We start from the raw sequence: 21,148 nt of genomic DNA, 5'->3' as shown, positions 1-21,148 counted from the left end.
CTGACTTAGCGTAAAAGAGCCCCGCCAATCGGCGGGGCTCTTTGTTTTTGGCTGTCCAACCCATACAATCGCGGCGCAAGTCGAGTCGTCGCACCGCAGCTCCCACAGACGCCTAAATCACAAACAGATCCACAAATCGATGCACAGCCGTCGCCTCAAGCACTTGCTGATTCTTGCACAAAGCAAAAATCTCATTCACCCGCTGCCCGGCAAAACGCGTTGCCAAGCTGGCTTTGAACTTCTCCTCCAACAACGGGATACCTTCGGCACGGCGCCGACGATGGCCTATCGGGTATTCCACCAGCACCTGCTCAGTGCTTGACCCATCATTAAAAAATACCTGCACGGCATTGGCGATCGAGCGCTTGTCGGCCTCCAGGTACTCACGCGTGAACCGAGGGTCTTCGACGATATCCATCTTCTAGCGCAAGCGATCGATGATGGGGTGCGCAGCATGGAATTCATCCTCGTACTGTTCGGCCACCAGATTGCCGAAGATCAGCGGCACGGCGGTCATGTACTGGATGCAGTGGTCGCGATCAGCGGCATTGGCCAGCTTGCCAACCTTGGAAATGATCCGTATCGCCGACTCATGCGTGGTGATCACAATCCGTTCGATCTCATGCAGGCGATTGCGTACCTGCGGATGAAGCGCTACGGCTGCTTCACAAGCGGTCTGGGCATGGAACTCGGCAGGGAAACTGATCTTGAACAGTACGTTTTCCATCACGTAGCTGGAGAAGGGTTGAGAGAAGCTGAAGGTGCGTTTGTCTTCAGGCTTGAGCGCCAGATCCTTATTGGTATGGCTGAACAATACATCATAGAAGCCCCACTGCGGGGCACTCAGTACACCAGGCACCCCCATTTCGCCGCGCAGGGCGATGTCCGCCAAGCGTACACCGCGACTTGAAGCATCCCCCGCCGCCCAGGACTTACGCGAGCCTGCATTGGGCGCATGACGGTAGGTGCGCAGCGCCTGGCCATCGACAAACGCATGGGACAATGCCGACAACAACTGCTCGCGGTCGGCGCCCATCAGCTTGGCGCACACAGCAGTAGACGCGACCTTGACCAGTAGCACGTGGTCCAGACCAACGCGATTGAACGAGTTTTCCAAGGCTATCACCCCCTGGATCTCGTGGGCCATGACCATGGCCTCAAGCACTACCCGCATGCTCAATGGCGCTTCGCCATTAGCCACACGCTTTTGCGATAGATGGTCTGCCACCGCAAGGATGCCACCGAGGTTGTCCGAGGGATGCCCCCATTCGGCGGCCAGCCAGGTGTCGTTGTAGTCGAGCCAGCGGACGATACAACCAATGTCCCAGGCTGCCTTGACTGGGTCCAGACGGTAGCAGGTGCCCGGTACTCGCGCACCGTACGGCACCACCGTGCCCTCCACCAACGGTCCCAAGTGCTTGGTGCATTCGGGGAAGCGCAACGCCAACAGGCCGCATCCCAGCGTATCCATCAGGCAATTGCGCGCCGTATCCAGCGCCTGCGCGGACTCGACCTTGTAGTTCAGGACATAGTCAGCAATGTCCTGCAGCACCCGGTCGTAGTCAGGGCGGTTATTCAGATCAACGTTGGCACTCATTTCACTTCTCTCTGTTGTAGGCAAACAGGGAGCCAAGCGCCGCTACTGATTAGAAGGCATCACCGGGTACGCGCACCCAACCCTCCATCAGTACCCGAGCACTACGGCTCATGATCGCTTTGGTGACGGTCCATTCACCATTCACCTGACGGGCTTCGGCGCCAACGCGCAAAGTGCCCGACGGATGACCGAAACGTACTGCACTGCGCTCACCGCCGCCGGCCGCGAGGTTGACCAGGGTGCCGGGAACCGCCGCTGCGGTGCCGATGGCCACGGCTGCCGTACCCATCATGGCGTGGTGCAACTTGCCCATGGATAGCGCACGTACCACTAGATCAACGTCTGTGGCTGCCACAGCTTTACCACTGGACGACTGGTAAGCCGTTGCTGGCGCGACAAATGCCACTTTAGGCGTGTGCTGGCGCTTGACAGCTTCGTCGACGTGCTTGATCAAGCCCATGCGCACCGCGCCATGGGCACGGATGGATTCAAAACGGGCCAAGGCTTGCGGGTCGCTGTTGATCGCGTCCTGCAGCTCGGTACCGGTGTAGCCGATCGCTTGGGCCTGAACAAAAATGGTCGGGATACCGGCGTTGATCAAAGTAACCTTGAGCGTGCCGATACCCGGCACCTCCAAGTCATCGATCAGGTTGCCGGTAGGGAACATCGAACCACCCTCGCCGTCCTCGTCCGCTGCCGGGTCCATGAACTCTAGTTGCACTTCTGCGGCCGGAAAGGTCACGCCATCGAGCTCGAAGTCGCCGGTCTCCTGCACTTCACCGTTGGTGATCGGGACATGAGCGATGATGGTCTTACCGATGTTGGCTTGCCAGATCCGCACGGTGGCGATGCCGTTTTGCGGCACACGACTGCTGTCGACCAGGCCAGCGCTGATCGCAAAAGAGCCGACGGCAGCCGATAGGTTGCCGCAGTTACCGCTCCAGTCAACGAACGCCTTGTCGATCGACACTTGCCCGAACAGGTAGTCGACATCGTGCTCGGCCTTGATGCTGCGCGAGAGAATCACGGTCTTGCTGGTGCTGGAAGTAGCACCCCCCATGCCGTCGATTTGCTTGCCGTAAGGGTCCGGGCTGCCGATTACTCTCAGCAACAACGCATCGCGTGACTCACCGGGAATCTGCGCACTCTCGGGCAGATCCTGAAGACGGAAGAACACACCTTTGCTGGTGCCGCCACGAATGTAAGTGGCGGGGATTTTCACTTGAGGAACATGTGCCATAGCTGTTGTCCTGTTGATGCTTTTGGGGAGCTATCACGAGACAAGCCCACCCCCATTGGAGCAGGCTTGTCCCGCGATCAGGCCTTACCTCAGGCTGTCGCTGATTCGAGGAAGTCCTGGGCAAAGCGCTGCAACACGCCACCCGCTTCGTAGATCGACACTTCTTCGGCGGTATCCAGACGGCATGTCACAGGCACGTCGAGGCGCTCGCCATTGCGACGGGTGATCACCAAGGTCAAGGTTGCCCGCGGCGTACGCTCACCGATGACGTCATAGGTTTCAGTGCCGTCGATTTCCAGGGTCTTGCGATTGACCCCCGGCTTGAACTCCAGCGGCAGCACACCCATGCCCACCAGGTTGGTGCGGTGGATACGTTCGAAGCCTTCGGCAACGATGGCCTCGACGCCCGCCAGACGCACACCTTTGGCCGCCCAGTCACGAGATGAGCCCTGGCCGTAGTCGGCACCGGCAACGATGATCAGCGGCTGCTTGCGCTCCATGTAGGTTTCGATGGCTTCCCACATGCGAGTGACCTTGCCTTCCGGCTCGATCCGCGCCAGCGAACCCTGTTTGACCTTACCGCCTTCCTGGACCATTTCGTTGAACAGTTTCGGGTTGGCGAAGGTTGCACGTTGTGCGGTCAGGTGGTCACCACGGTGGGTCGCGTAGGAGTTGAAGTCTTCTTCCGGCAAGCCCATCTTCGCCAAGTATTCACCGGCTGCGCTGTCGAGCATGATGGCGTTGGACGGCGACAGGTGATCGGTAGTGATGTTGTCCGGCAACACCGCCAACGGACGCATACCCTTGAGCGTACGCTCACCGGCCAGCGCACCTTCCCAGTACGGCGGACGACGGATGTAGGTGCTCATTGGGCGCCAGTCGTACAGTGGCTCGACCTTCGGACCACGATCTTCCTCGATGGCAAACATCGGTATGTACACCTGACGGAACTGATCCGGCTTCACCGAGGCACGGACCACCGCGTCGATTTCCTCGTCGCTCGGCCAGATGTCCTTGAGACGGATTTCCTTGCCATCAACCACCGCCAGGACGTCTTTTTCGATGTCGAAGCGAATGGTACCGGCAATGGCATAGGCCACCACCAGCGGCGGAGAAGCCAGGAAGGCTTGCTTGGCATAAGGATGGATACGGCCGTCGAAGTTGCGGTTACCCGAAAGCACAGCGGTGGCGTACAGGTCGCGGTCGATGATTTCCTGCTGGATAACCGGGTCCAGAGCGCCGGACATGCCGTTGCACGTGGTGCAGGCAAACGCCACGATGCCGAAACCGAGTTCTTCCAACTCCTGGTCAAGACCGGCTTCCTTGAGGTACAGGGCCACAGTTTTCGAGCCCGGAGCCAGGGACGACTTGACCCATGGCTTGCGCACCAGACCAAGCTTGTTGGCATTGCGCGCCAAGAGGCCTGCCGCGATCACGTTGCGCGGGTTACTGGTATTGGTGCAACTGGTAATGGCGGCGATGATTACCGCACCGTCCGGCATCTGTCCCGGCACTTCCTGCCATTCACCGGCAATACCCTTGCTTGCCAGCTCGCTGGTGGCGACGCGGGCGTGCGGGTTGGACGGGCCCGCCATGTTACGCACGACGCTGGACAGGTCGAAGCGCAGCACGCGCTCGTATTCGGCGTTGACCAGGCTGTCGGACCACAGGCCGGCGACCTTGGCGTAGGTCTCGACCAGCTTGACCTGCTCGTCTTCGCGGCCGGTCAGTTTGAGATAGTCGATGGTTTGCTGATCGATGGAGAACATCGCAGCGGTGGCGCCGTATTCCGGTGCCATGTTGGAGATGGTCGCACGATCACCCAGGGTCAAGGCGCGAGCACCTTCGCCGTAGAATTCCAAGTAGGCGCCAACGACTTTTGCCTTGCGCAGGAACTCGGTCAAGGCCAGCACTACGTCGGTCGCGGTGATGCCTGGCTGGGGCTTGCCGGACAGCTCGACGCCGACGATTTCCGGCAGGCGCATCCACGAGGCTCGGCCGAGCATGACGTTCTCGGCCTCCAGACCGCCAACACCGATGGCAATCACGCCCAAGGCATCGACGTGCGGAGTGTGGCTGTCAGTGCCGACACAGGTATCAGGGTACGCCACGCCACGTTCGGCATGGATCACCGGCGACATCTTCTCCAGGTTGATCTGGTGCATGATGCCGTTGCCTGGCTGGATCACATCGACGTTCTTGAACGCCTTTTTGGTCCAGTTGATGAAATGGAAACGGTCTTCGTTTCGACGATCTTCGATAGCGCGGTTCTTCTCGAACGCCTGTGGGTCGAAGCCGCCACATTCCACTGCCAACGAGTGGTCGACGATCAGTTGCACCGGCACCACTGGGTTGACCTTGGCCGGATCACCGCCGCCATCGGCGATGGCATCACGCAGACCAGCAAGGTCGACCAGCGCGGTCTGACCAAGAATATCGTGACAGACAACACGCGCAGGAAACCAAGGGAAGTCCAGGTCACGCTTGCGCTCGATCAGTTGGCTCAGTGACGCATTGAGGCTGGCCGGATCACAGCGGCGCACCAGGTTTTCTGCCAATACGCGAGAGGTGTAGGGAAGTTGATCATAGGCGCCGGGCTTGATCGCATCGACAGCCGAGCGAGCATCGAAATAATCCAGGCCAGTGCCCGGCAGGTTTTTGCGAAATTCAGTATTCATGGCACAGGGACTCAATCACGGTAAATTCAGTGGCTGGCAGGCCGTCTGCATGCCCGTGGGTGAGAGCTTGCTTGCCCGGCGACTGCGACCTCTCGGATAAGTCGCAATCGTGGGGCAAGCCCGCTCCTACCCGGCGCTGACAGGCTTACTGCCTCAGGCTCAGCGTTGTTCGATTGGCACGAACTTGCGCTGATCGACGCCGGTGTACTCGGCGCTCGGACGGATGATGCGGTTGTTGGCGCGCTGCTCGAACACGTGCGCTGCCCAGCCGGTCAGGCGCGAGCAGACGAAGATCGGGGTGAACAGCTTGGTTGGAATGCCCATGAAGTGATAGGCCGAGGCATGGTAGAAGTCGGCGTTGGGGAACAGCTTCTTCTGCTCCCACATGGTCTTGTCGATCGCCTCGGACACCGGATACAGCACAGTGTCACCGACTTCGTCAGCGAGCTTCTTCGACCAGCCCTTGATCACTTCGTTACGTGGGTCGGACTCTTTGTAGATGGCATGGCCAAAGCCCATGATCTTGTCTTTGCGCTCGAGCATCTGCAGCAGTTCGGCCACAGCGTCCTGCGGACTCTGGAAACGCTCGATCAGTTCCATTGCCGCTTCGTTCGCGCCACCATGCAGCGGGCCGCGCAACGAGCCAATGGCCGCCGTGATGCACGAGTACAAGTCAGACAGGGTGGAGGCGCACACACGGGCAGTGAACGTCGATGCGTTGAATTCGTGCTCGGCGTAAAGAATCAGCGAGACGTTCATCACCTTGACGTGCAGTTCGCTCGGCTTCTTGTCATGCAGCAGGTGCAGGAAGTGGCCACCGATGGTGTCTTCGTCGCTGGTGCAGTTGATACGCACGCCGTCATGGCTGAAGCGGTACCAGTAGCACATTACTGCCGGGAACAGTGCCAGCAGACGGTCGGTCTTGTCGCGCTGCTGCTCAAAAGTCAGTTCAGGCTCCAGAGTACCGAGCATCGAGCAACCGGTACGCATCACATCCATCGGATGGGCGTCAGCCGGGATACGCTCGAGCACTTCTTTGAGTGCTTGCGGCAGATCGCGCAGGGTTTTGAGCTTGCCTTTGTACTCGGCCAACTGAACCTTGCTCGGCAGCTCACCATACAGGAGCAGGTAGGCGACTTCTTCGAATTCGGCACCCGCGGCCAGGTCACGTACGTCGTAACCACGATAGGTCAGGCCGGCACCAGCCTGGCCCACGGTAGACAGTGCGGTTTGCCCGGCCACTTGACCACGCAGGCCGGCACCACTGAGTACTTTTGCTTCGGCCATGTCTTTCTCCGTTCTTGAAATTTTTATGGAATCTTGGCTAATCGCGGGTCAGGCCCGCAGCTACGGTTCAGTTCTTTTTCTGGGCGAACAGAGCGTCGAGGCTTTGCTCGAACGCGTGGTAGTTGATGGCGTCGTACAGCTCCATGCGGGTCTGCATGGTGTCGATCACATTCTTTTGAGTGCCATCGCGGCGCAGCGCGGTGTAGACATTCTCGGCCGCCTTGTTCATGGCGCGGAATGCCGACAGCGGGTAGAGCACCAGCGATACGTCGACCGAAGCAAGCTCTTCGGTGGTGTACAGAGGGGTCGCACCGAATTCGGTGATGTTCGCCAGGATCGGCGCTTTCACTCGATCAGCGAAGGTCTTGTACATGGCAAGTTCAGTAATGGCTTCCGGGAAGACCATGTCGGCACCGGCTTCAATGCAGGCCGCGGCACGGTCCAACGCAGCTTCCAGGCCTTCGACGGCCAGGGCGTCAGTACGCGCCATGATCACGAAGCTGTCGTCGGTACGGGCATCGACGGCGGCCTTGATGCGGTCGACCATCTCTTGCTGAGAGACGATTTCCTTGTTTGGACGGTGGCCACAGCGCTTGGCGCCAACCTGGTCCTCGATGTGGATGGCCGCCGCGCCGAACTTGATCATCGACTTGACGGTGCGCGCCACGTTGAATGCCGAATAACCGAAGCCGGTGTCCACGTCTACCAGCAGCGGCAGATCACATACATCGGTGATCCGGCGCACGTCGGTGAGCACGTCATCCAACCCGGTAATACCAAGATCCGGCAGGCCCAGGGAGCCGGCCGCTACACCGCCACCCGACAGGTAAATCGCCTTGAAGCCGGCTCGCTTGGCCAGCAACGCATGGTTGGCGTTGATCGCACCGACGACCTGCAGCGGGTGCTCGGCGGCGACAGCATCACGAAAACGCTGGCCGGGACTGCTTTTCTGACTCATGACTCACCTCGTGGGCTGGTAGCGTCCAGGTAATGACGCTCGATATTGCGTTTGGAGGCGCCGATGTGACGACGCATCAAGAGCTCGGCCAGTTCACCGTCACGGTCGGCGATGGCATCGAGAATCCGGTGGTGTTCAGCGAACGCCTGGTGTGGTCGATTGGGCGTGGCGGAGAACTGGATGCGGTACATACGCACGAGTTGATACAGCTCGCCACAGAGCATCTGCACCAAGGTGCGGTTGCCACTGCCCTGAATGATCCGGTAATGAAAATCGTAATCGCCTTCCTGCTGGTAGTAGCCCAGCCCAGCCTGGAAGGTGGCATCCCGCTCATGGGTGTCGAGCACCCGGCGCAGCTCGTCGATCTCGGCTACGCTCATACGCTCGGCAGCCAGGCGACAGGCCATGCCTTCCAGCGACTCGCGAATCTCGTACAGCTCGATCAGCTCGGCATGGCTTAGCGAAACCACCCGCGCACCGACATGAGGCACCCGCACCAACAGGCGCTGGCCTTCGAGGCGATGGATGGCCTCGCGCAGCGGGCCGCGGCTAATGCCGTAGGTGCGCGCCAGCTCTGGCTCGGAGATTTTGCTGCCAGGGGCGATCTCACCCTTGACAATGGCCGCCTGGATACGCCGGAAGACGTTTTCCGAGAGTGTTTCGGAATCCTCGGCTATTGCGCCAGGCGCTTGGGCTGTATCCAGCATATTGTCGACACCTCGTAAATCAATGAGGCCAAAACTAGCCAAATCCAGCGGCATAGTCAAAGACAAAATCAATATTGTCGACAATCGTCTAAGAACGAAACTCACCGCCCCTGCTGTTGTCAGAGTCCAGCCGCTGGCGCCAGCACACCAGCGTGATAGAATGCCGCGCCCCCACACAGGGCATGAATAGTGTGCTTGCCATCATTTTGTGGTGATGGCAGATAAACGAGGAAGCTTGCGCAGAACTGCCAGTGGCCTTGACCCAAACATCGCACAGCACCGCGCCAGGATTTATGAGACTTACGCCCCTCCCACTGTTGCTCAGCCTGTTTTTGTTGCCTGCCCTCGGCCAGGCCGCGGAAAAGACCGTGTACGGTCTTAATGAATACGCCCGTCTTGCCGATATCGACCTGGAGGTTGCCGCCAAGCTCGATACCGGTGCCAAGACCGCCTCGCTCAGCGCCCGCGACATAAAGCGCTTCAAGCGCAATGGCGAATCCTGGGTACGCTTCTACCTGGCAATTGACGCAGCCCACGCGCATCCGATAGAACGGCCTCTGGCCCGTGTCAGCAAGATCAAGCGACGTGCCGGCGATTACAACCCGGATGAAGGCAAGGCCTACACTGCCCGCCCGGTTATCGAAATGAACATCTGCATGGGGACGGCCAAACGCGTGATCGAAGTGAACCTGACCGACCGTAGTGCTTTCCAGTACCCGCTGCTGATTGGCTCCGAGGCGCTGAAGCACTTTGATGCACTGGTCGACCCAAGCCTTAAATACGCGGCCGGCAAACCTGCCTGCGCCCCTGACGCTCAAACCGCAGAGTAATCCCGATGCGCTCTCTTACCCTTCATCTGAAAGTCCTGATCACCGTACTGGTGCTGCTGGGCATCATTGTCACGGCCTACCAGATCTTCTTTCTCGGGATCCCGGTGACCGAAGACGAGACCGACGATCTGTGGAACATCGACGCCAAGGTCGAGTTCGTCGCCAACCCCAAGGACCCGGTCAAGGTACAGATGTTCGTGCCCCCGTTGAGCCATGACTATGTCAGCCTCAATGAGAGCTTCATTTCCAACAACTATGGCGTCAGCGTCAACCGTGTCGACGGCAACCGCAAGGTAACCTGGTCGGCCCGCCGCGCCAGCGGCAATCAGACCCTGTACTACCGCCTGGTGCTGACCAAGCGCTACAGCACCGAAAAAGCCAAGATCAAGGGCCCGACTTTCCGCGACAGCCTGGCCGTGGAAGGCCCGGAAAAAATCGCCGCCGAAGCATTGATGGCCCCCATTCGCCAGCACTCTGCCGACGTCGAGACCTTTGTCAGCGAGACCATCAAGCGGGTCAACAACCTCAATGACGATAACGTCAAGTTGCTGCTGGCAGGCGACACCTCGTCCCTGAACAAAGCCAAGGTCATCGACCTGCTGCTGTCGATCGCGCACGTCCCGGTCGAAAAAGTCCACACCATTCGCCTGGTGGCCGACCAACCGCAAACCCCTGAACTGTGGTTGCGCAGCTTCAATGGCACCGACTGGCTGTACTTCAATCCGGATACCGGCGAGCAAGGCCTACCAACCGACCGCCTGCTGTGGTGGACCGGTGATGACAATCTGATCACCGTCGATGGCGGCAAAAAAGCCAATGTCAGCTTCAGCCTGAACAACAGCGAGATGAACGCCATCCGCCTGGCCAAGCTGACTGATGAGAACACCGACGCCGACTTCCTCGAATACTCGCTCTACGGCCTGCCGCTGCAAACCCAGCAGACCTTCATGATCATGGTCATGATCCCGATCGGCGTTCTGGTGATCCTGGTGCTGCGCAACCTGATCGGCCTGCAGACCCTGGGAACCTTTACCCCGGTGCTGATCGCCCTGGCTTTCCGTGAAACGCAGTTGGGCTTCGGCATCATCCTGTTCACAGTGATTACCGCGCTCGGGCTGTCGCTACGCTCCTATCTGGAACACCTCAAGCTGCAAATGCTGCCGCGCCTGTCGGTGGTGTTGACCTTCGTCGTGGTGCTGATCGCCGCCATCAGCCTGTTCAGCCACAAGCTGGGCCTGGAGCGCGGCCTGTCTGTGGCGCTGTTCCCGATGGTGATCCTGACCATGACCATCGAGCGCCTGTCGATCACCTGGGAAGAGCGTGGTGGTGGCCATGCCATGAAAGTTGCCATCGGCACCCTGTTCGCCGCCTCGATTGCCCACCTGCTGATGAGCGTGCCGGAGCTTGTGTACTTCGTCTTCACCTTCCCGGCCGTACTGCTGATTCTGGTTGGCTTCATGCTGGCAATGGGTCGCTACCGCGGCTACCGCCTGACGGAGCTGGTACGTTTCAAAGCTTTCGTGAAGGCTGACGCCTGATGTTCGGTCTCTGGAAAACCTGGAAAGCCCTGGAGGCCCGGGGCATCATGGGTATCAATCGGCGCAATGCGGACTATGTCCTCAAGTACAACAAGCGCCACTTGTACCCGATTGTCGATGACAAGATCATCACCAAGGAGCGTGCGATCCAGGCCGGCATCCATGTGCCGGAAATGTACGGCATCATCTCGACCGAGAAAGAGATCGACAAACTTGGCGAAATCATCGGTGGGCGCAGCGACTTCGTGGTCAAGCCCGCCCAGGGCGCCGGCGGTGACGGCATCCTGGTGGTAGCCGATCGCTTCGAGGACCGCTATCGCACGGTGTCGGGCAAGATCATCAGCCACGAGGAAATCGAGCACCAGATTTCCAGCATCCTCACCGGCCTGTACTCCCTGGGCGGTCATCGCGACCGCGCCCTGATCGAGTACCGGGTCACCCCCGACCAGATCTTCAAGAGCATCAGCTACGAAGGTGTACCGGACATCCGCATCATCGTGCTGATGGGCTACCCGGTCATGGCCATGTTACGCCTGCCGACCCGCCAGTCGGGCGGCAAGGCCAACCTGCACCAGGGTGCCATCGGCGTGGGTGTCGACCTGGCTACGGGCGTGACCCTGCGGGGTACTTGGCTGAACAACATCATCAGCAAGCACCCGGACACCACCAACGCGGTGGACGGCGTGCAACTGCCGAACTGGGACGGCTTCATGAAGCTGGCCGCCGGTTGCTACGAGCTTTGCGGCCTGGGCTATATCGGTGTCGACATGGTACTCGACCAGGAAAAGGGCCCGTTGATTCTCGAACTCAACGCCCGTCCTGGCCTGAACATCCAGATCGCCAACGACTGCGGCCTGACCACGCGCACCCACGCGGTAGAAGCGCACCTGGAACAACTGGCCAAAGACGGTCGCCAGGAGTCTCCCGAGGAGCGTGTACGCTTCGCCCAGGAGCTCTTTGGCCACATACCGTCGAACTGAGTGCATCCATCCGCCGTGCGCCAACCGGCCCTGGTTGACGCACGTCGGGCACTTAAGGGCGTTCAACGCTAGGCGCCATACCTGCACGGGACTACAATCGCTCCCCCGCATTCTTAGCTGTTCACTTGCATGCCGACCTGTACGCTTCACCCCCTGCCCTACCTGGCCGACCCTGCGGCCTACTTTGCGCGCATCCGCCAGGCACCTGGCGCGGTACTGCTCGACAGCGCTCGACCGAACGCCGAACGCGGGCGCTTTGACCTGCTCAGCGCCTGGCCCGTGCAAACCCTGGCGCCCGCGCCAGACGAAGGCGGCAAGGCTTACCTGCAACGCCTGCGCATCAGCCTTGAACAACTGGGCCGGGCAGAGTTGCCAGACAACAGCGAACTACCCTTTGCCGGTGGCCTGATCGGCTACCTGAGCTATGACTTCGGACGACGCTTGGAGCAGCTACCCAGCCTTGCAGCCGACGACCTGGGCCTGGCCGATGCCTGCCTTGGGCTCTATGCCTGGGCCCTTATCAGCGATCATCTGCATGGGCGTACGCAATTGCTGTTCCACCCGCAGTTGGCCGAGGACGAGCGCCAGCGTCTGATCAGCCTGTTTGAATCCCCGGCACCGGCCGCCGAAGCGCAGTTCTCGCTAATGGCACCGATGCGCGGCGATATCAGCGCCGAGGCCTATCGCCAGTCCTTTGACCGGGTACAGGCATACATCCATGCGGGCGACTGCTACCAGATCAACCTCACGCAACGATTCCGTGCGCCGTGCCAGGGCGACCCCTGGCATGCCTATCAGGCCGTGCGCCGCGCCTGCCCTACGCCTTTCTCCGGTTTCCAACTGCTGGCCGATGGCAGCGCCCTGCTGAGTTTCTCGCCTGAACGTTTTATCCAGGTCAGCAATGGCCGGGTCGAAACCCGACCCATCAAGGGCACCCGCCCGCGCAGTGCGGATGCCGAGCAAGATGCACGCAACGGGGCTGAGCTACTGGCCAGCACCAAGGACCGCGCCGAAAACCTGATGATTGTCGATTTGCTGCGCAACGATCTGGGACGCACTTGCAAGATTGGCTCGGTGAAGGTACCTGAACTGTTCAGCCTGGAAAGCTACCCCAACGTGCATCACCTGGTCAGCAGCGTCACCGGCCAACTGGCCAGCGGCAAGGATGCGCTGGACCTGATCGCCGACAGCTTTCCTGGAGGCTCGATCACCGGGGCGCCAAAAATTCGCGCCATGCAGATCATCGATGAGCTCGAACCCAGCCGCAGGGCACTGTATTGCGGGTCATTGCTGTATGTGGACGTGCGCGGCGAGATGGACAGCTCCATCGCCATTCGCAGCTTGCTGGTCAAGGATGGACAGGTGAGCTGCTGGGGCGGTGGCGCAGTGGTCGCCGATTCGCAATGGCAGGCGGAATACGAAGAATCGATTACCAAAGTGAAGGTACTGCTCGATACGCTGCAAAGCCTGTAGCGAGCATCGCGGGGCAAGCGTGCGTCCACTCAGACGGTGGGAGCGCGCTTGCACCGCGGTCAGGCCGCTACAGACTCAACGACCGATTGGAAGCCTTGATGAACTCTTTCTTCAACGCCTCGAAATCATGCACCGCCGGAAACTGCGGGAACTCGCGAATCACATTCTCCGGTGCGTGGAACAGAATTCCGGCATCGGCTTCGCCCAGCATGGTGGTGTCGTTGTACGAATCGCCCGCGGCGATCACACGATAGTAAAGGCTCTTGAAGGCCAGCACCGACTGGCGCTTGGGGTCCTTCTGACGCAACTGGTAGCCAGTCACCCGGTCGGTTTCGTCGGTAAGCAGACGATGGCACAGCAAGGTCGGAAAGCCCAGCTGACGCATCAGCGGCTGGGAGAACTCGTAGAAAGTGTCGGAAAGGATCACCACCTGGAAGCGCTCGCGCAGCCAGTCGACGAATTCGATAGCGCCATCCAAAGGCTTGAGTGTGGCGATTACCGCCTGGATATCGGAAAGCTTCAGGCCATGCTCATCAAGAATGCGCAGGCGCTGCTTCATCAGCACGTCGTAATCGGGAATATCACGGGTGGTAGCCCGCAACGATTCGATTCCGGTTTTTTCCGCAAAGGCGATCCAGATCTCCGGGACCAATACGCCTTCCAGGTCGAGACAGGCAATTTCCACAACACACTCCTCGAACAACAGCAAAAATGGGAAGCGGCACTCTACATGCGCGGCGTCTGCCCGGGCAATTTTTGTTAACATTGCCTGATTACGAGCGCCAAGCGCCATTCAATAACCGGAAGCCGCCTGATGAGCCAACCCTTCGACGTCGCCGCCCTGGCCGCGACCTATGCCAACAAGTCGCCCCAAGACATCCTCAAGCTCGCCTTCGAGCACTTTGGCGATGATCTGTGGATCTCCTTCAGCGGCGCCGAAGATGTGGTGCTGGTGGACATGGCCTGGAAGCTGAACAAGAACGTCAAGGTGTTCAGCCTCGACACCGGCCGCCTGCATCCGGAAACGTATCGCTTCATTGATCAGGTGCGCGAACACTACAACCTGCCAATCGAAATCCTCTCCCCCGATCGCAGCAAGCTTGACCCTTTCGTCAAGGACAAAGGCCTGTTCAGCTTCTACAAGGATGGCCATGGCGAATGCTGCGGGATCCGCAAGATCGAACCGCTGCGGCGCAAGTTGAGCACCGTCAGCGCCTGGGCCACCGGTCAGCGCCGCGATCAGAGCCCGGGCACCCGCAGCCAAGTGGCGGCGTTGGAAATCGACGGCGCGTTTTCCACCCCCGAGCGTACCTTGTACAAATTCAACCCACTGGCGCAGATGAGTAGTGAAGAAGTCTGGGGCTATATCCGCATGCTTGAACTGCCTTACAACAGCCTGCATGAGCGCGGTTTCATCAGCATCGGCTGCGAGCCTTGCACCCGGCCCGTGCTGCCCAATCAGCATGAACGCGAAGGTCGCTGGTGGTGGGAAGAGTCCACTCAGAAGGAATGCGGGCTGCATGCCGGCAACCTGATCAGCAAGGGCTGATCGCCCTGCGCCAAAACAACCGGCTTCGGCCGGTTTTTTCATGCCCGCGAAAAAGTGCTTGTGTCGGCATCATAGTGTATTGCTACACTAATACACATGGACGCCATGACGCTGCACATCGAACCCAGCTCCCCCGACCCGATCTACCGCCAGATCGTCGGCCAGATCACTCGTCTGATCAGTGCCGGAGCCTGCCCGCCGGGTACCCGCCTGCCCTCGGTGCGCGAGGTGGCCGCCGCCCACGCAATCAATCCGATGACCGTCTCCAAGGCCTATGCCTTGCTCGAAGCCCAAGGCTTGCTGGAGCGCCATCGCGGCAAGGGCATGCAGGTTGCTGCAGACCTTCAGACCGCTACCCCGACCGCCACCCGCCTGCAAGCATTGCTACCTGCGCTGCAGGAACTGGCCCGCCAGGCACGCCAACTGGACTTGAGCCTCGATCAACTGGTCGAGGCACTCACACCTCTCATGAATGAAGCAACGCTTTCGAAGGACCGTAATGAATAACCTGCCCCTCGTGGTTGAAGCCCATGCCCTGAGCAAACGCTACAAGGATCACATGGCACTGGACGGCGTCTCGCTAAGCATCGCGCCTGGTACCGTTCTTGGCTTGCTGGGGCGCAATGGGGCGGGCAAAAGCACCCTGATCGAGTGCCTGCTGGGCCTGCGCCAGGCAAACAGCGGTCAGGCACGACTGTTTGGAAAACCCGCCACGCAAATCGACGATCATGACAAGGCCGCCTTGGGCTACGTGCCACAACTCACCGATAGCCTGCAATGGATGAAGGTTGGCGATGCTCTGGCGTTTTTTGCCACCCTGTACCCAACTTGGGACAATCCGTTGGCCGAACGCCTGCTGCAGCGTTGGAACCTCGACAGCAAGCGTCTGTTGCAGGAACTATCGCCTGGGCAACGCCAGCAAGTGGCAATCATCCGCGCCTTGGCGCCCCGCCCACGGTTATTGGTGCTGGATGAGCCAGCGGCTGCCCTGGACCCACTGGCTCGCCGCGAGCTATTGCGAGAAATTGTCGAGTTGGCAGGTGAACATGGCAGCACTGTGGTGTTTTCGACGCATATCATTTCCGATCTGGAGCGAGTCGCCTCTCACGTCGCCCTCATGCATCAGGGCAGGCTGCGCCTTTATGCTGAAGTCGATCAGCTCAAGGATCAGCTGCGCCGGGTGCGCTGGCCACAAGATGTACCCCTGCCCGCACAGCCGCTGCCGGGAGAGTCAGTCCGGCGCGCACTCGCTGAGGGTGGCTGGAGTCTGGTGCTGAACCTGAGCGACAGCGATGCCCTGTCAGCCCTGCCCAAACAGGCCAGCGTTCACAGTCTCAGCCTGGAAGACTTGTTTGTGGAGCTGACGGCATGAAGTCCGAAGCGCTCAAACCTGTATTTTTCGGCCCCAGAATAATGACCCTAAGCTTGTTGAGCTACGTGGCAATACTGGCAGTCGGCATGGTTATTTCGCATTCAGCCAGTAGCGAATCCCTGGCCTGGCCCTTTACCGTGGCGATGACTGCCGCGCTGTGGTGGCTGCTGCTGGGCCCGCGACTCTGCAACCTGACCGTCAACATGATCGCGCTGCAAGTGCCGGGCGTTCACCTCACGTTGCTGCGCGGTGTCGCTCTACACATGGCACTGAGTATTGGGCCGACGCTGGCCTTCCTGCTGCTATGGCCCCCTACTAACCACAATACGCTGCAACTCGCTGCCGCTCTCTGGCTAGGCTCGTGCTATGGCCTGTGGTTCATCAGCATGCCGTGGGCGCTGAACATCATCCCGATGGCGCTGCTCGGCCTTTACTGGCCAGTAGTGGCTGATCCCGTGCTGTGTACCCTGCTTGGGCTTTTGTTACTGGCATTGAGCGCGGCACTTTGGCACTGGCAGATTGTACGACCTCGAACACGCTTTCTCAGCCCTCTGGGCGTGGCGCTGGACGAACATCTTCTGAGCCTGTCCGGTTCGGCACGGGAGCGCTTTGCGCCAGTGGCCGGCATGTCGAGCCGTTCGACGACAACACCCAACCGCTTGAGCCAGGATCGAGTCGCGGTAATTCTTGGCCTTCAGACCATCAGGCAGACCTACGGAAAACGCCGACAGTACTGGACCTACTTGGCTTTTGCCTGCGCGTTAGCGTCTTTGTATGCATTTCAGGCCAATTTCAGCGGGGTTTACCTGTCGATGTGGGTCGCCGTCATTTTGATCTGGGTTCCGCTTCGCACCCTTCGCAATCTGACCGGCCTGCATGGCCAACATAGCGCGCCGCTGGCCGATTTGCTGTTGACACCCGGCCTACCGCCCCGTGAGCACCTGCAGGCAAGCGTGATGCGCCAACTGCGCGATCGGCTGCTGGAACAATTGACGCTGCTGACACTTGTGCTCATGGCCATGGCGGCATCGAACAACGACCCGGGGCTCCACCAGCCATTGCCTGCAATTACCTTCAGTTGTTTGATGTTCGTGGTGACGCTGGGCCTGGCCAGGCTGGCCTGGCGCGGCGCGCTCAGCCGTCGTCAACTGACCCTGGGAACGATAGCCGCGATGGTTGCCGTTTACGTTGGCACAATCTGGGTGAATATTTCCTGAGCCCTGCCCAGGCATGAAAAAACCGGCACGAAGGCCGGTTTTTTCATGCCTGGGCAGGCGTCAGTGCACGGGTAATTCGACATCGGCAAACAGCTCTTCGAGCTCTTGTTTGTTGTGGCACTGAATTGCCTTGGCCATGACTTCACGTGTCAGGTGCGGAGCAAACTTCTCGATGAAGTCGCACATGAATCCACGCAGGAAGGTGCCGCGACGGAAACCGATCTTGGTCACGCTGGATTCGAACAACTCGCTGGCATCGAGCACGACCAAATCGTTATCGAGCTTGGTATCGACTGCCATCTTGGCCACGATACCCACGCCCAGGCCCAGGCGTACGTAAGTTTTGATGACGTCGGCGTCAGCAGCGGTGAACACCACTTTTGGCGTCAGGCCGCGATGGCTGAAGGCCTCATCGAGCTTGGAACGACCGGTGAAACCAAACACATAGGTAACGATCGGGTATTCGGCCAGGGCTTCCAAGGTCAGCTTTGGCAGCTTGGTCAGCGGGTGTCCCTGCGGCACCACCACACAACGATTCCAGCGATAGCACGGCATCATCACCAGGTCACCGAACAGTTCCAGCGCTTCGGTGGCAATGGCGAAATCCACGGTGCCGTCGGCAGCCATCTCGGCAATCTGCATCGGTGAGCCCTGATGCATGTGCAGGGCCACTTCCGGGTATTGCTTGATGAAACTGCTGATCACGGGCGGCAGTGCATAACGCGCCTGCGTGTGGGTGGTTGCGATCGACAGCGTGCCCTTTTTCTCGTTGGAGAATTCCTGGGCAATCTGCTTGATGCTCTCGACTTTGCGCAGGATTTCACCTGCGGTGGTGATAATCCGCTCACCTGCCGGCGTCACCCGGGTCAGGTGCTTGCCGCTGCGCGCGAACACTTCAACGCCCAATTCGTCCTCGAGCAGGCGGATCTGCTTGCTGATGCCCGGCTGGGACGTATACAGGCTCTGCGCTGTCGCGGAGACGTTGAGGTCGTGGTGCGCCACTTCCCAGATGTAGCGCAATTGTTGAAGCTTCATATGTATCCCTCAAATCAGCTGGGCGTCACCGGCAGCAGCGACGATTTATAACTATATTAGTGGTTTGAAGAATAAATCTAGAACTATTTTAACAGTCTAGTAGGAATCCACCGACAAGGCTGCGTTATGCCTTCCGACGCCCCAAGTGCTGGGCCAAGGGCACCATGTACACCGGTACCGGCGACAACTGCAGCAAGCGCACAGCGGTGCGCCCCAAGGGAATATCGACCCCCGCCCCCTGGCTATGACTGCCAAAGATCAGTAAATCAACGTTCAAACGCTGAGCTTGCTCCAGAATCACTTGAGCAGGATCGCCCTGACGCACACGCACTGCCTTGATCAAGGCCAGATCTGCTTCTTCGCCCAATTCATCGCGAAAATTTTCCAGTACCTGCTGCTCGATATTGGCCATGACCGTGTTCACCCCTTGGCTGTGCAACTGATCCAGGGTGCGCTCGTCCAGGTAGCTTTGTAGCAGCGATTCAGCAAACTGCCCCATCGGTTCGACAGCATGGATGACATAGAGCTCTGCATTGAATGTACGCGCCAACGCCAGCGCGTGTTGCATGACAAAAGGCGCGTATACACCGAGGTCAGTGGCATACAGCATGGAACGGATCATTCGACCTCCTCGACTGCCGCGGGGGCAGAGCAAGCTTCAGCTTAGCAGCGCGCCGCCCACGCGCTGCTCCGTCCGGCGCTCGGCCCAAACGGCCTAGCCCAAGCTCGGTTCGTTGCTGATGCCATGAGGCACATGACCTGTTGCCACCACACTGCGCGCCCGCTCGCAGTGACCGGCCTGATCATCGAAGAACACATCGGCGGCGAAGGCTTCAAGGAACGCCGACTTGTCCAGGCCACCCAAAAACAGCGACTCGTCCAGGCGGATATCCCACTCGCGCAATGTCCGAATCACCCGCTCGTGGGCCGGTGCCGAGCGTGCCGTGACCAAGGCGGTACGAATCGGGCATGCGCCTTCTGGGAACTCCTTCTGCAGCAGGTTGAGTGCGGCGAGAAATGGCTTGAATGGACCACCGCGCAGCGGCTCGCGGGCCGATTGCCGCTCGCTGGCCTGAAAGGCCTCCAACCCACCCAACTGATAGACACGCTCGGATTCGTCGGAGAACAGCACGGCATCTCCGTCGAAGGCGATGCGCAACTCATCGCTGGCGGCTCGACGCGCACCTCCTGACAGGATGGTCGCTGCAGCGAACCCGGCGTCGAGGGCGCTGCGAACATCATCGGCATCGGTGGAAAGAAACAGGTGGCAACCAAAAGCCGCCAGATACGGATAGGGACTGCGCCCTCCAACAAAGGCTGCACGGTAGATACCCAGACCGTGGTGTTCAATTGAGTTGAAAACGCGCAGGCCCGTGTCGGCACTGTTGCGCGACACCAGAACGACTTCGACGCGAGGCTGGCCAAGATGAGCATTGAGCCCCAACAACTTCTGCACCAACGGAAAAGCATCACCGGGTTCCAGCACTTCGTCTTCGTGCTCGATCTGATACTGGCGGTAAGCCTCCACTCCTTGCGCCAGGTACAAACGGTGGCTCTCACTGAGGTCGAACAGCGCCCGCGAGGAGATCGCCACCACCAGTTTGTCGCCAAGACTCTTGCCCATGTGCTGTCCTCTGAACGCGCTAGTGCGCCGGCAGATTATGTCGATCGATGAAAGCCAATGCCTGATACAGGCTCTCTATACGCGGCAGGCTGCAGCCGGCTGCGCGTGCCTGCCTCAACGGCTCGGCGTAGATAGCCGCAAGTTCCAGGGGCCGCTGATGGGAAAAATCGTGGTACATACTGGGCCAGTAATCAGGCATCTGTTCAGTCATTGCGAACAGATGCTCAGCATAGCCTTCGGGCAACGCGTGACCACAGCTATGCGCCCCCTGCACGACCTCCGCCATCAACGCACGAATCAATTCCCGGCCCTGCTCGTCGGCCATCAGTGCCGAGGTACTGGCCCTGAGCAACACGGACAAGCCGTTGTAAGGCACATTCCACACCAGCTTCTGCCAACGCGCCTGGGCCAGATTCGCCATCGCCTGAGCCTCGATACCCGCTGCACGGAACAGCTCGGCACACGCCTCGACAACACCCTGACGTTCAGCAGCATTGACCTGTGGGCCACTGTGATAGCCCAAGTGCACAGCGCCGAAAGCCTGGTGACGAACGACCCCCGGCGCCTCTCGATTGGCGCAAACAAAGCACAGGCCACCAAGCAGGTGCAGGTCGCCAGGCAATAGCGGACGCAGGGACTCTTCTACTGCCAGACCGTTCTGCAGCAGCACGACCTTGCAATCGCTGGCTGCGGCCTTGGCGATCAGTGGCGCAAGCTCGGCGTTGCTGGTGGCCTTGGCGCCCACCAGCAACCAGTCGCACGCAGGCATATCCGCGGCGTCGGCGTAGGCCTGCAGCGGCATCTGTATTACCCCGTGTACCGCGCTTTCAACGCGCATGCCGTGAGCGCTGACCGCTGCGAATTCGCTACGCAGGAGAAAATGCACATCGAACCCGGCCCGGGCCAACATCACGCCGTAGAAACCGCCAATGGCACCGGTACCGAGGATGCCAATACGCGGACTGCTGGTGTTCATCCTGCCTCCTTCAACCGTTCATATTCTGTTCAATTTTTTTACACACAAATCAAGCGCTTTACGATCCTTCACTATACTCAGGCGAAC

Annotated in this window: 18 protein-coding genes and 1 pseudogene; 8 read left to right on the top strand and 11 right to left on the bottom strand. The window is 59.7% G+C overall.

Annotated elements, in window-relative coordinates; all coding sequences use genetic code 11:
* Positions 1 to 112: 112 nt before the first annotated feature.
* The 6 genes and pseudogenes from prpD to D3Z90_RS08935 form a co-directional block, all read right to left on the bottom strand.
* Positions 113 to 1,597, bottom strand: a pseudogene (prpD, locus tag D3Z90_RS08960) (2-methylcitrate dehydratase).
* A 49-nt stretch (positions 1,598 to 1,646) separates the two neighbouring features.
* A complete protein-coding gene (gene prpF / locus D3Z90_RS08955) occupies positions 1,647 to 2,837 on the bottom strand; it encodes a 2-methylaconitate cis-trans isomerase PrpF (RefSeq protein WP_136475399.1) in 1,191 nt (396 codons plus the stop codon).
* 89 nt (positions 2,838 to 2,926) lie between these two features.
* Complete coding sequence (gene acnD / locus D3Z90_RS08950) at positions 2,927 to 5,515, bottom strand: Fe/S-dependent 2-methylisocitrate dehydratase AcnD (protein ID WP_136475398.1); 2,589 nt, start codon at positions 5,513 to 5,515, stop codon at positions 2,927 to 2,929.
* 159 nt (positions 5,516 to 5,674) lie between these two features.
* Complete coding sequence (gene prpC / locus D3Z90_RS08945) at positions 5,675 to 6,802, bottom strand: 2-methylcitrate synthase (protein WP_136475397.1); 1,128 nt, start codon at positions 6,800 to 6,802, stop codon at positions 5,675 to 5,677.
* Positions 6,803 to 6,869: 67 nt separating this feature from the next.
* A complete protein-coding gene (gene prpB, locus D3Z90_RS08940; protein WP_136475396.1) occupies positions 6,870 to 7,760 on the bottom strand; it encodes a methylisocitrate lyase in 891 nt (296 codons plus the stop codon).
* Positions 7,757 to 8,467, bottom strand: coding sequence for a GntR family transcriptional regulator (locus D3Z90_RS08935; RefSeq protein ID WP_136475395.1), 711 nt, complete (start codon positions 8,465 to 8,467; stop codon positions 7,757 to 7,759). The genes prpB and D3Z90_RS08935 overlap by 4 nt, the downstream gene beginning before the upstream one ends.
* Before the next feature lie 293 nt (positions 8,468 to 8,760).
* Here D3Z90_RS08935 and D3Z90_RS08930 point away from each other — a divergent pair, with 293 nt between their 5' ends.
* The 4 genes from D3Z90_RS08930 (at position 8,761) to pabB (ending at position 13,288) form a co-directional block, all read left to right on the top strand.
* The gene (locus D3Z90_RS08930) at positions 8,761 to 9,297 is read left to right on the top strand and encodes an ATP-dependent zinc protease (RefSeq protein ID WP_136475394.1); all 537 of its coding nucleotides are present in this window, start codon (positions 8,761 to 8,763) and stop codon (positions 9,295 to 9,297) included.
* A 5-nt stretch (positions 9,298 to 9,302) separates the two neighbouring features.
* Positions 9,303 to 10,835: an inactive transglutaminase family protein gene (locus D3Z90_RS08925; RefSeq protein ID WP_136475393.1), complete on the top strand. Its 1,533-nt coding sequence runs from the start codon at positions 9,303 to 9,305 to the stop codon at positions 10,833 to 10,835.
* Positions 10,835 to 11,815 carry an alpha-L-glutamate ligase-like protein gene (locus D3Z90_RS08920; protein WP_136475392.1) on the top strand — a complete coding sequence of 327 codons (981 nt, stop codon included), beginning with the start codon at positions 10,835 to 10,837 and terminating at the stop codon, positions 11,813 to 11,815. Before D3Z90_RS08925 ends, D3Z90_RS08920 begins: the two co-directional genes overlap by 1 nt.
* A gap of 129 nt (positions 11,816 to 11,944) precedes the next feature.
* Positions 11,945 to 13,288, top strand: coding sequence for an aminodeoxychorismate synthase component I (gene pabB, locus D3Z90_RS08915; protein WP_136475391.1), 1,344 nt, complete (start codon positions 11,945 to 11,947; stop codon positions 13,286 to 13,288).
* Between the two features lie 67 nt (positions 13,289 to 13,355).
* Here pabB and thrH read toward each other — a convergent pair whose 3' ends face one another.
* Positions 13,356 to 13,973, bottom strand: coding sequence for a bifunctional phosphoserine phosphatase/homoserine phosphotransferase ThrH (gene thrH, locus D3Z90_RS08910; protein ID WP_136475390.1), 618 nt, complete (start codon positions 13,971 to 13,973; stop codon positions 13,356 to 13,358).
* Positions 13,974 to 14,102: 129 nt separating this feature from the next.
* Here thrH and D3Z90_RS08905 point away from each other — a divergent pair, with 129 nt between their 5' ends.
* From D3Z90_RS08905 to D3Z90_RS08890, 4 genes are all read left to right on the top strand, one after another.
* The gene (locus tag D3Z90_RS08905; RefSeq protein ID WP_136475389.1) at positions 14,103 to 14,837 is read left to right on the top strand and encodes a phosphoadenylyl-sulfate reductase; all 735 of its coding nucleotides are present in this window, start codon (positions 14,103 to 14,105) and stop codon (positions 14,835 to 14,837) included.
* Between the two features lie 105 nt (positions 14,838 to 14,942).
* The gene (locus D3Z90_RS08900; RefSeq protein WP_256658337.1) at positions 14,943 to 15,344 is read left to right on the top strand and encodes a GntR family transcriptional regulator; all 402 of its coding nucleotides are present in this window, start codon (positions 14,943 to 14,945) and stop codon (positions 15,342 to 15,344) included.
* Entirely contained in the window at positions 15,337 to 16,209 is an 873-nt protein-coding gene (locus tag D3Z90_RS08895; protein ID WP_136475387.1) for an ABC transporter ATP-binding protein, read from the top strand. The genes D3Z90_RS08900 and D3Z90_RS08895 overlap by 8 nt, the downstream gene beginning before the upstream one ends.
* A complete protein-coding gene (locus D3Z90_RS08890) occupies positions 16,206 to 17,426 on the top strand; it encodes a hypothetical protein (RefSeq protein WP_136475386.1) in 1,221 nt (406 codons plus the stop codon). Before D3Z90_RS08895 ends, D3Z90_RS08890 begins: the two co-directional genes overlap by 4 nt.
* A gap of 60 nt (positions 17,427 to 17,486) precedes the next feature.
* Here D3Z90_RS08890 and cysB read toward each other — a convergent pair whose 3' ends face one another.
* The 4 genes from cysB to D3Z90_RS08870 all read right to left on the bottom strand — a co-directional run bounded on the left by cysB (position 17,487) and on the right by D3Z90_RS08870 (position 21,061).
* Positions 17,487 to 18,461 (bottom strand): HTH-type transcriptional regulator CysB, encoded by a 975-nt coding sequence (gene cysB / locus D3Z90_RS08885; RefSeq protein ID WP_038609205.1) that lies wholly within the window; start codon positions 18,459 to 18,461, stop codon positions 17,487 to 17,489.
* Between the two features lie 124 nt (positions 18,462 to 18,585).
* Positions 18,586 to 19,083, bottom strand: coding sequence for a universal stress protein (locus D3Z90_RS08880; protein ID WP_136475385.1), 498 nt, complete (start codon positions 19,081 to 19,083; stop codon positions 18,586 to 18,588).
* A 93-nt stretch (positions 19,084 to 19,176) separates the two neighbouring features.
* Complete coding sequence (locus D3Z90_RS08875) at positions 19,177 to 20,085, bottom strand: 5'-nucleotidase (protein ID WP_136475384.1); 909 nt, start codon at positions 20,083 to 20,085, stop codon at positions 19,177 to 19,179.
* 19 nt (positions 20,086 to 20,104) lie between these two features.
* Positions 20,105 to 21,061, bottom strand: a complete 957-nt coding sequence (locus D3Z90_RS08870) for a putative 2-dehydropantoate 2-reductase (RefSeq protein ID WP_136475383.1) — start codon at positions 21,059 to 21,061, stop codon at positions 20,105 to 20,107.
* Positions 21,062 to 21,148: the final 87 nt, after the last annotated feature.

Origin of the sequence: Pseudomonas sp. DG56-2, assembly GCF_004803755.1 — a bacterium.
Lineage (GTDB): Bacteria > Pseudomonadota > Gammaproteobacteria > Pseudomonadales > Pseudomonadaceae > Aquipseudomonas > Aquipseudomonas auratipiscis.
Note: the sequence above shows the minus strand (reverse complement) of the source record. Positions and strands in the feature narration are given on the sequence as shown.

Coding starts and splice junctions, on each gene's coding strand:
- D3Z90_RS08895 (WP_136475387.1), top strand. CDS start 15,337: ATGAATAACCTGCCCCTCGTGGTTGAAGCCCATGCCCTGAGCAAACGC.
- D3Z90_RS08870 (WP_136475383.1), bottom strand. CDS start 21,061: ATGAACACCAGCAGTCCGCGTATTGGCATCCTCGGTACCGGTGCCATT.
- prpF (WP_136475399.1), bottom strand. CDS start 2,837: ATGGCACATGTTCCTCAAGTGAAAATCCCCGCCACTTACATTCGTGGC.
- pabB (WP_136475391.1), top strand. CDS start 11,945: ATGCCGACCTGTACGCTTCACCCCCTGCCCTACCTGGCCGACCCTGCG.
- D3Z90_RS08935 (WP_136475395.1), bottom strand. CDS start 8,467: ATGCTGGATACAGCCCAAGCGCCTGGCGCAATAGCCGAGGATTCCGAA.
- D3Z90_RS08890 (WP_136475386.1), top strand. CDS start 16,206: ATGAAGTCCGAAGCGCTCAAACCTGTATTTTTCGGCCCCAGAATAATG.
- D3Z90_RS08875 (WP_136475384.1), bottom strand. CDS start 20,085: ATGGGCAAGAGTCTTGGCGACAAACTGGTGGTGGCGATCTCCTCGCGG.
- prpB (WP_136475396.1), bottom strand. CDS start 7,760: ATGAGTCAGAAAAGCAGTCCCGGCCAGCGTTTTCGTGATGCTGTCGCC.
- D3Z90_RS08925 (WP_136475393.1), top strand. CDS start 9,303: ATGCGCTCTCTTACCCTTCATCTGAAAGTCCTGATCACCGTACTGGTG.
- D3Z90_RS08920 (WP_136475392.1), top strand. CDS start 10,835: ATGTTCGGTCTCTGGAAAACCTGGAAAGCCCTGGAGGCCCGGGGCATC.
- acnD (WP_136475398.1), bottom strand. CDS start 5,515: ATGAATACTGAATTTCGCAAAAACCTGCCGGGCACTGGCCTGGATTAT.
- prpC (WP_136475397.1), bottom strand. CDS start 6,802: ATGGCCGAAGCAAAAGTACTCAGTGGTGCCGGCCTGCGTGGTCAAGTG.
- D3Z90_RS08905 (WP_136475389.1), top strand. CDS start 14,103: ATGAGCCAACCCTTCGACGTCGCCGCCCTGGCCGCGACCTATGCCAAC.
- D3Z90_RS08900 (WP_256658337.1), top strand. CDS start 14,943: ATGACGCTGCACATCGAACCCAGCTCCCCCGACCCGATCTACCGCCAG.
- cysB (WP_038609205.1), bottom strand. CDS start 18,461: ATGAAGCTTCAACAATTGCGCTACATCTGGGAAGTGGCGCACCACGAC.
- D3Z90_RS08930 (WP_136475394.1), top strand. CDS start 8,761: ATGAGACTTACGCCCCTCCCACTGTTGCTCAGCCTGTTTTTGTTGCCT.
- D3Z90_RS08880 (WP_136475385.1), bottom strand. CDS start 19,083: ATGATCCGTTCCATGCTGTATGCCACTGACCTCGGTGTATACGCGCCT.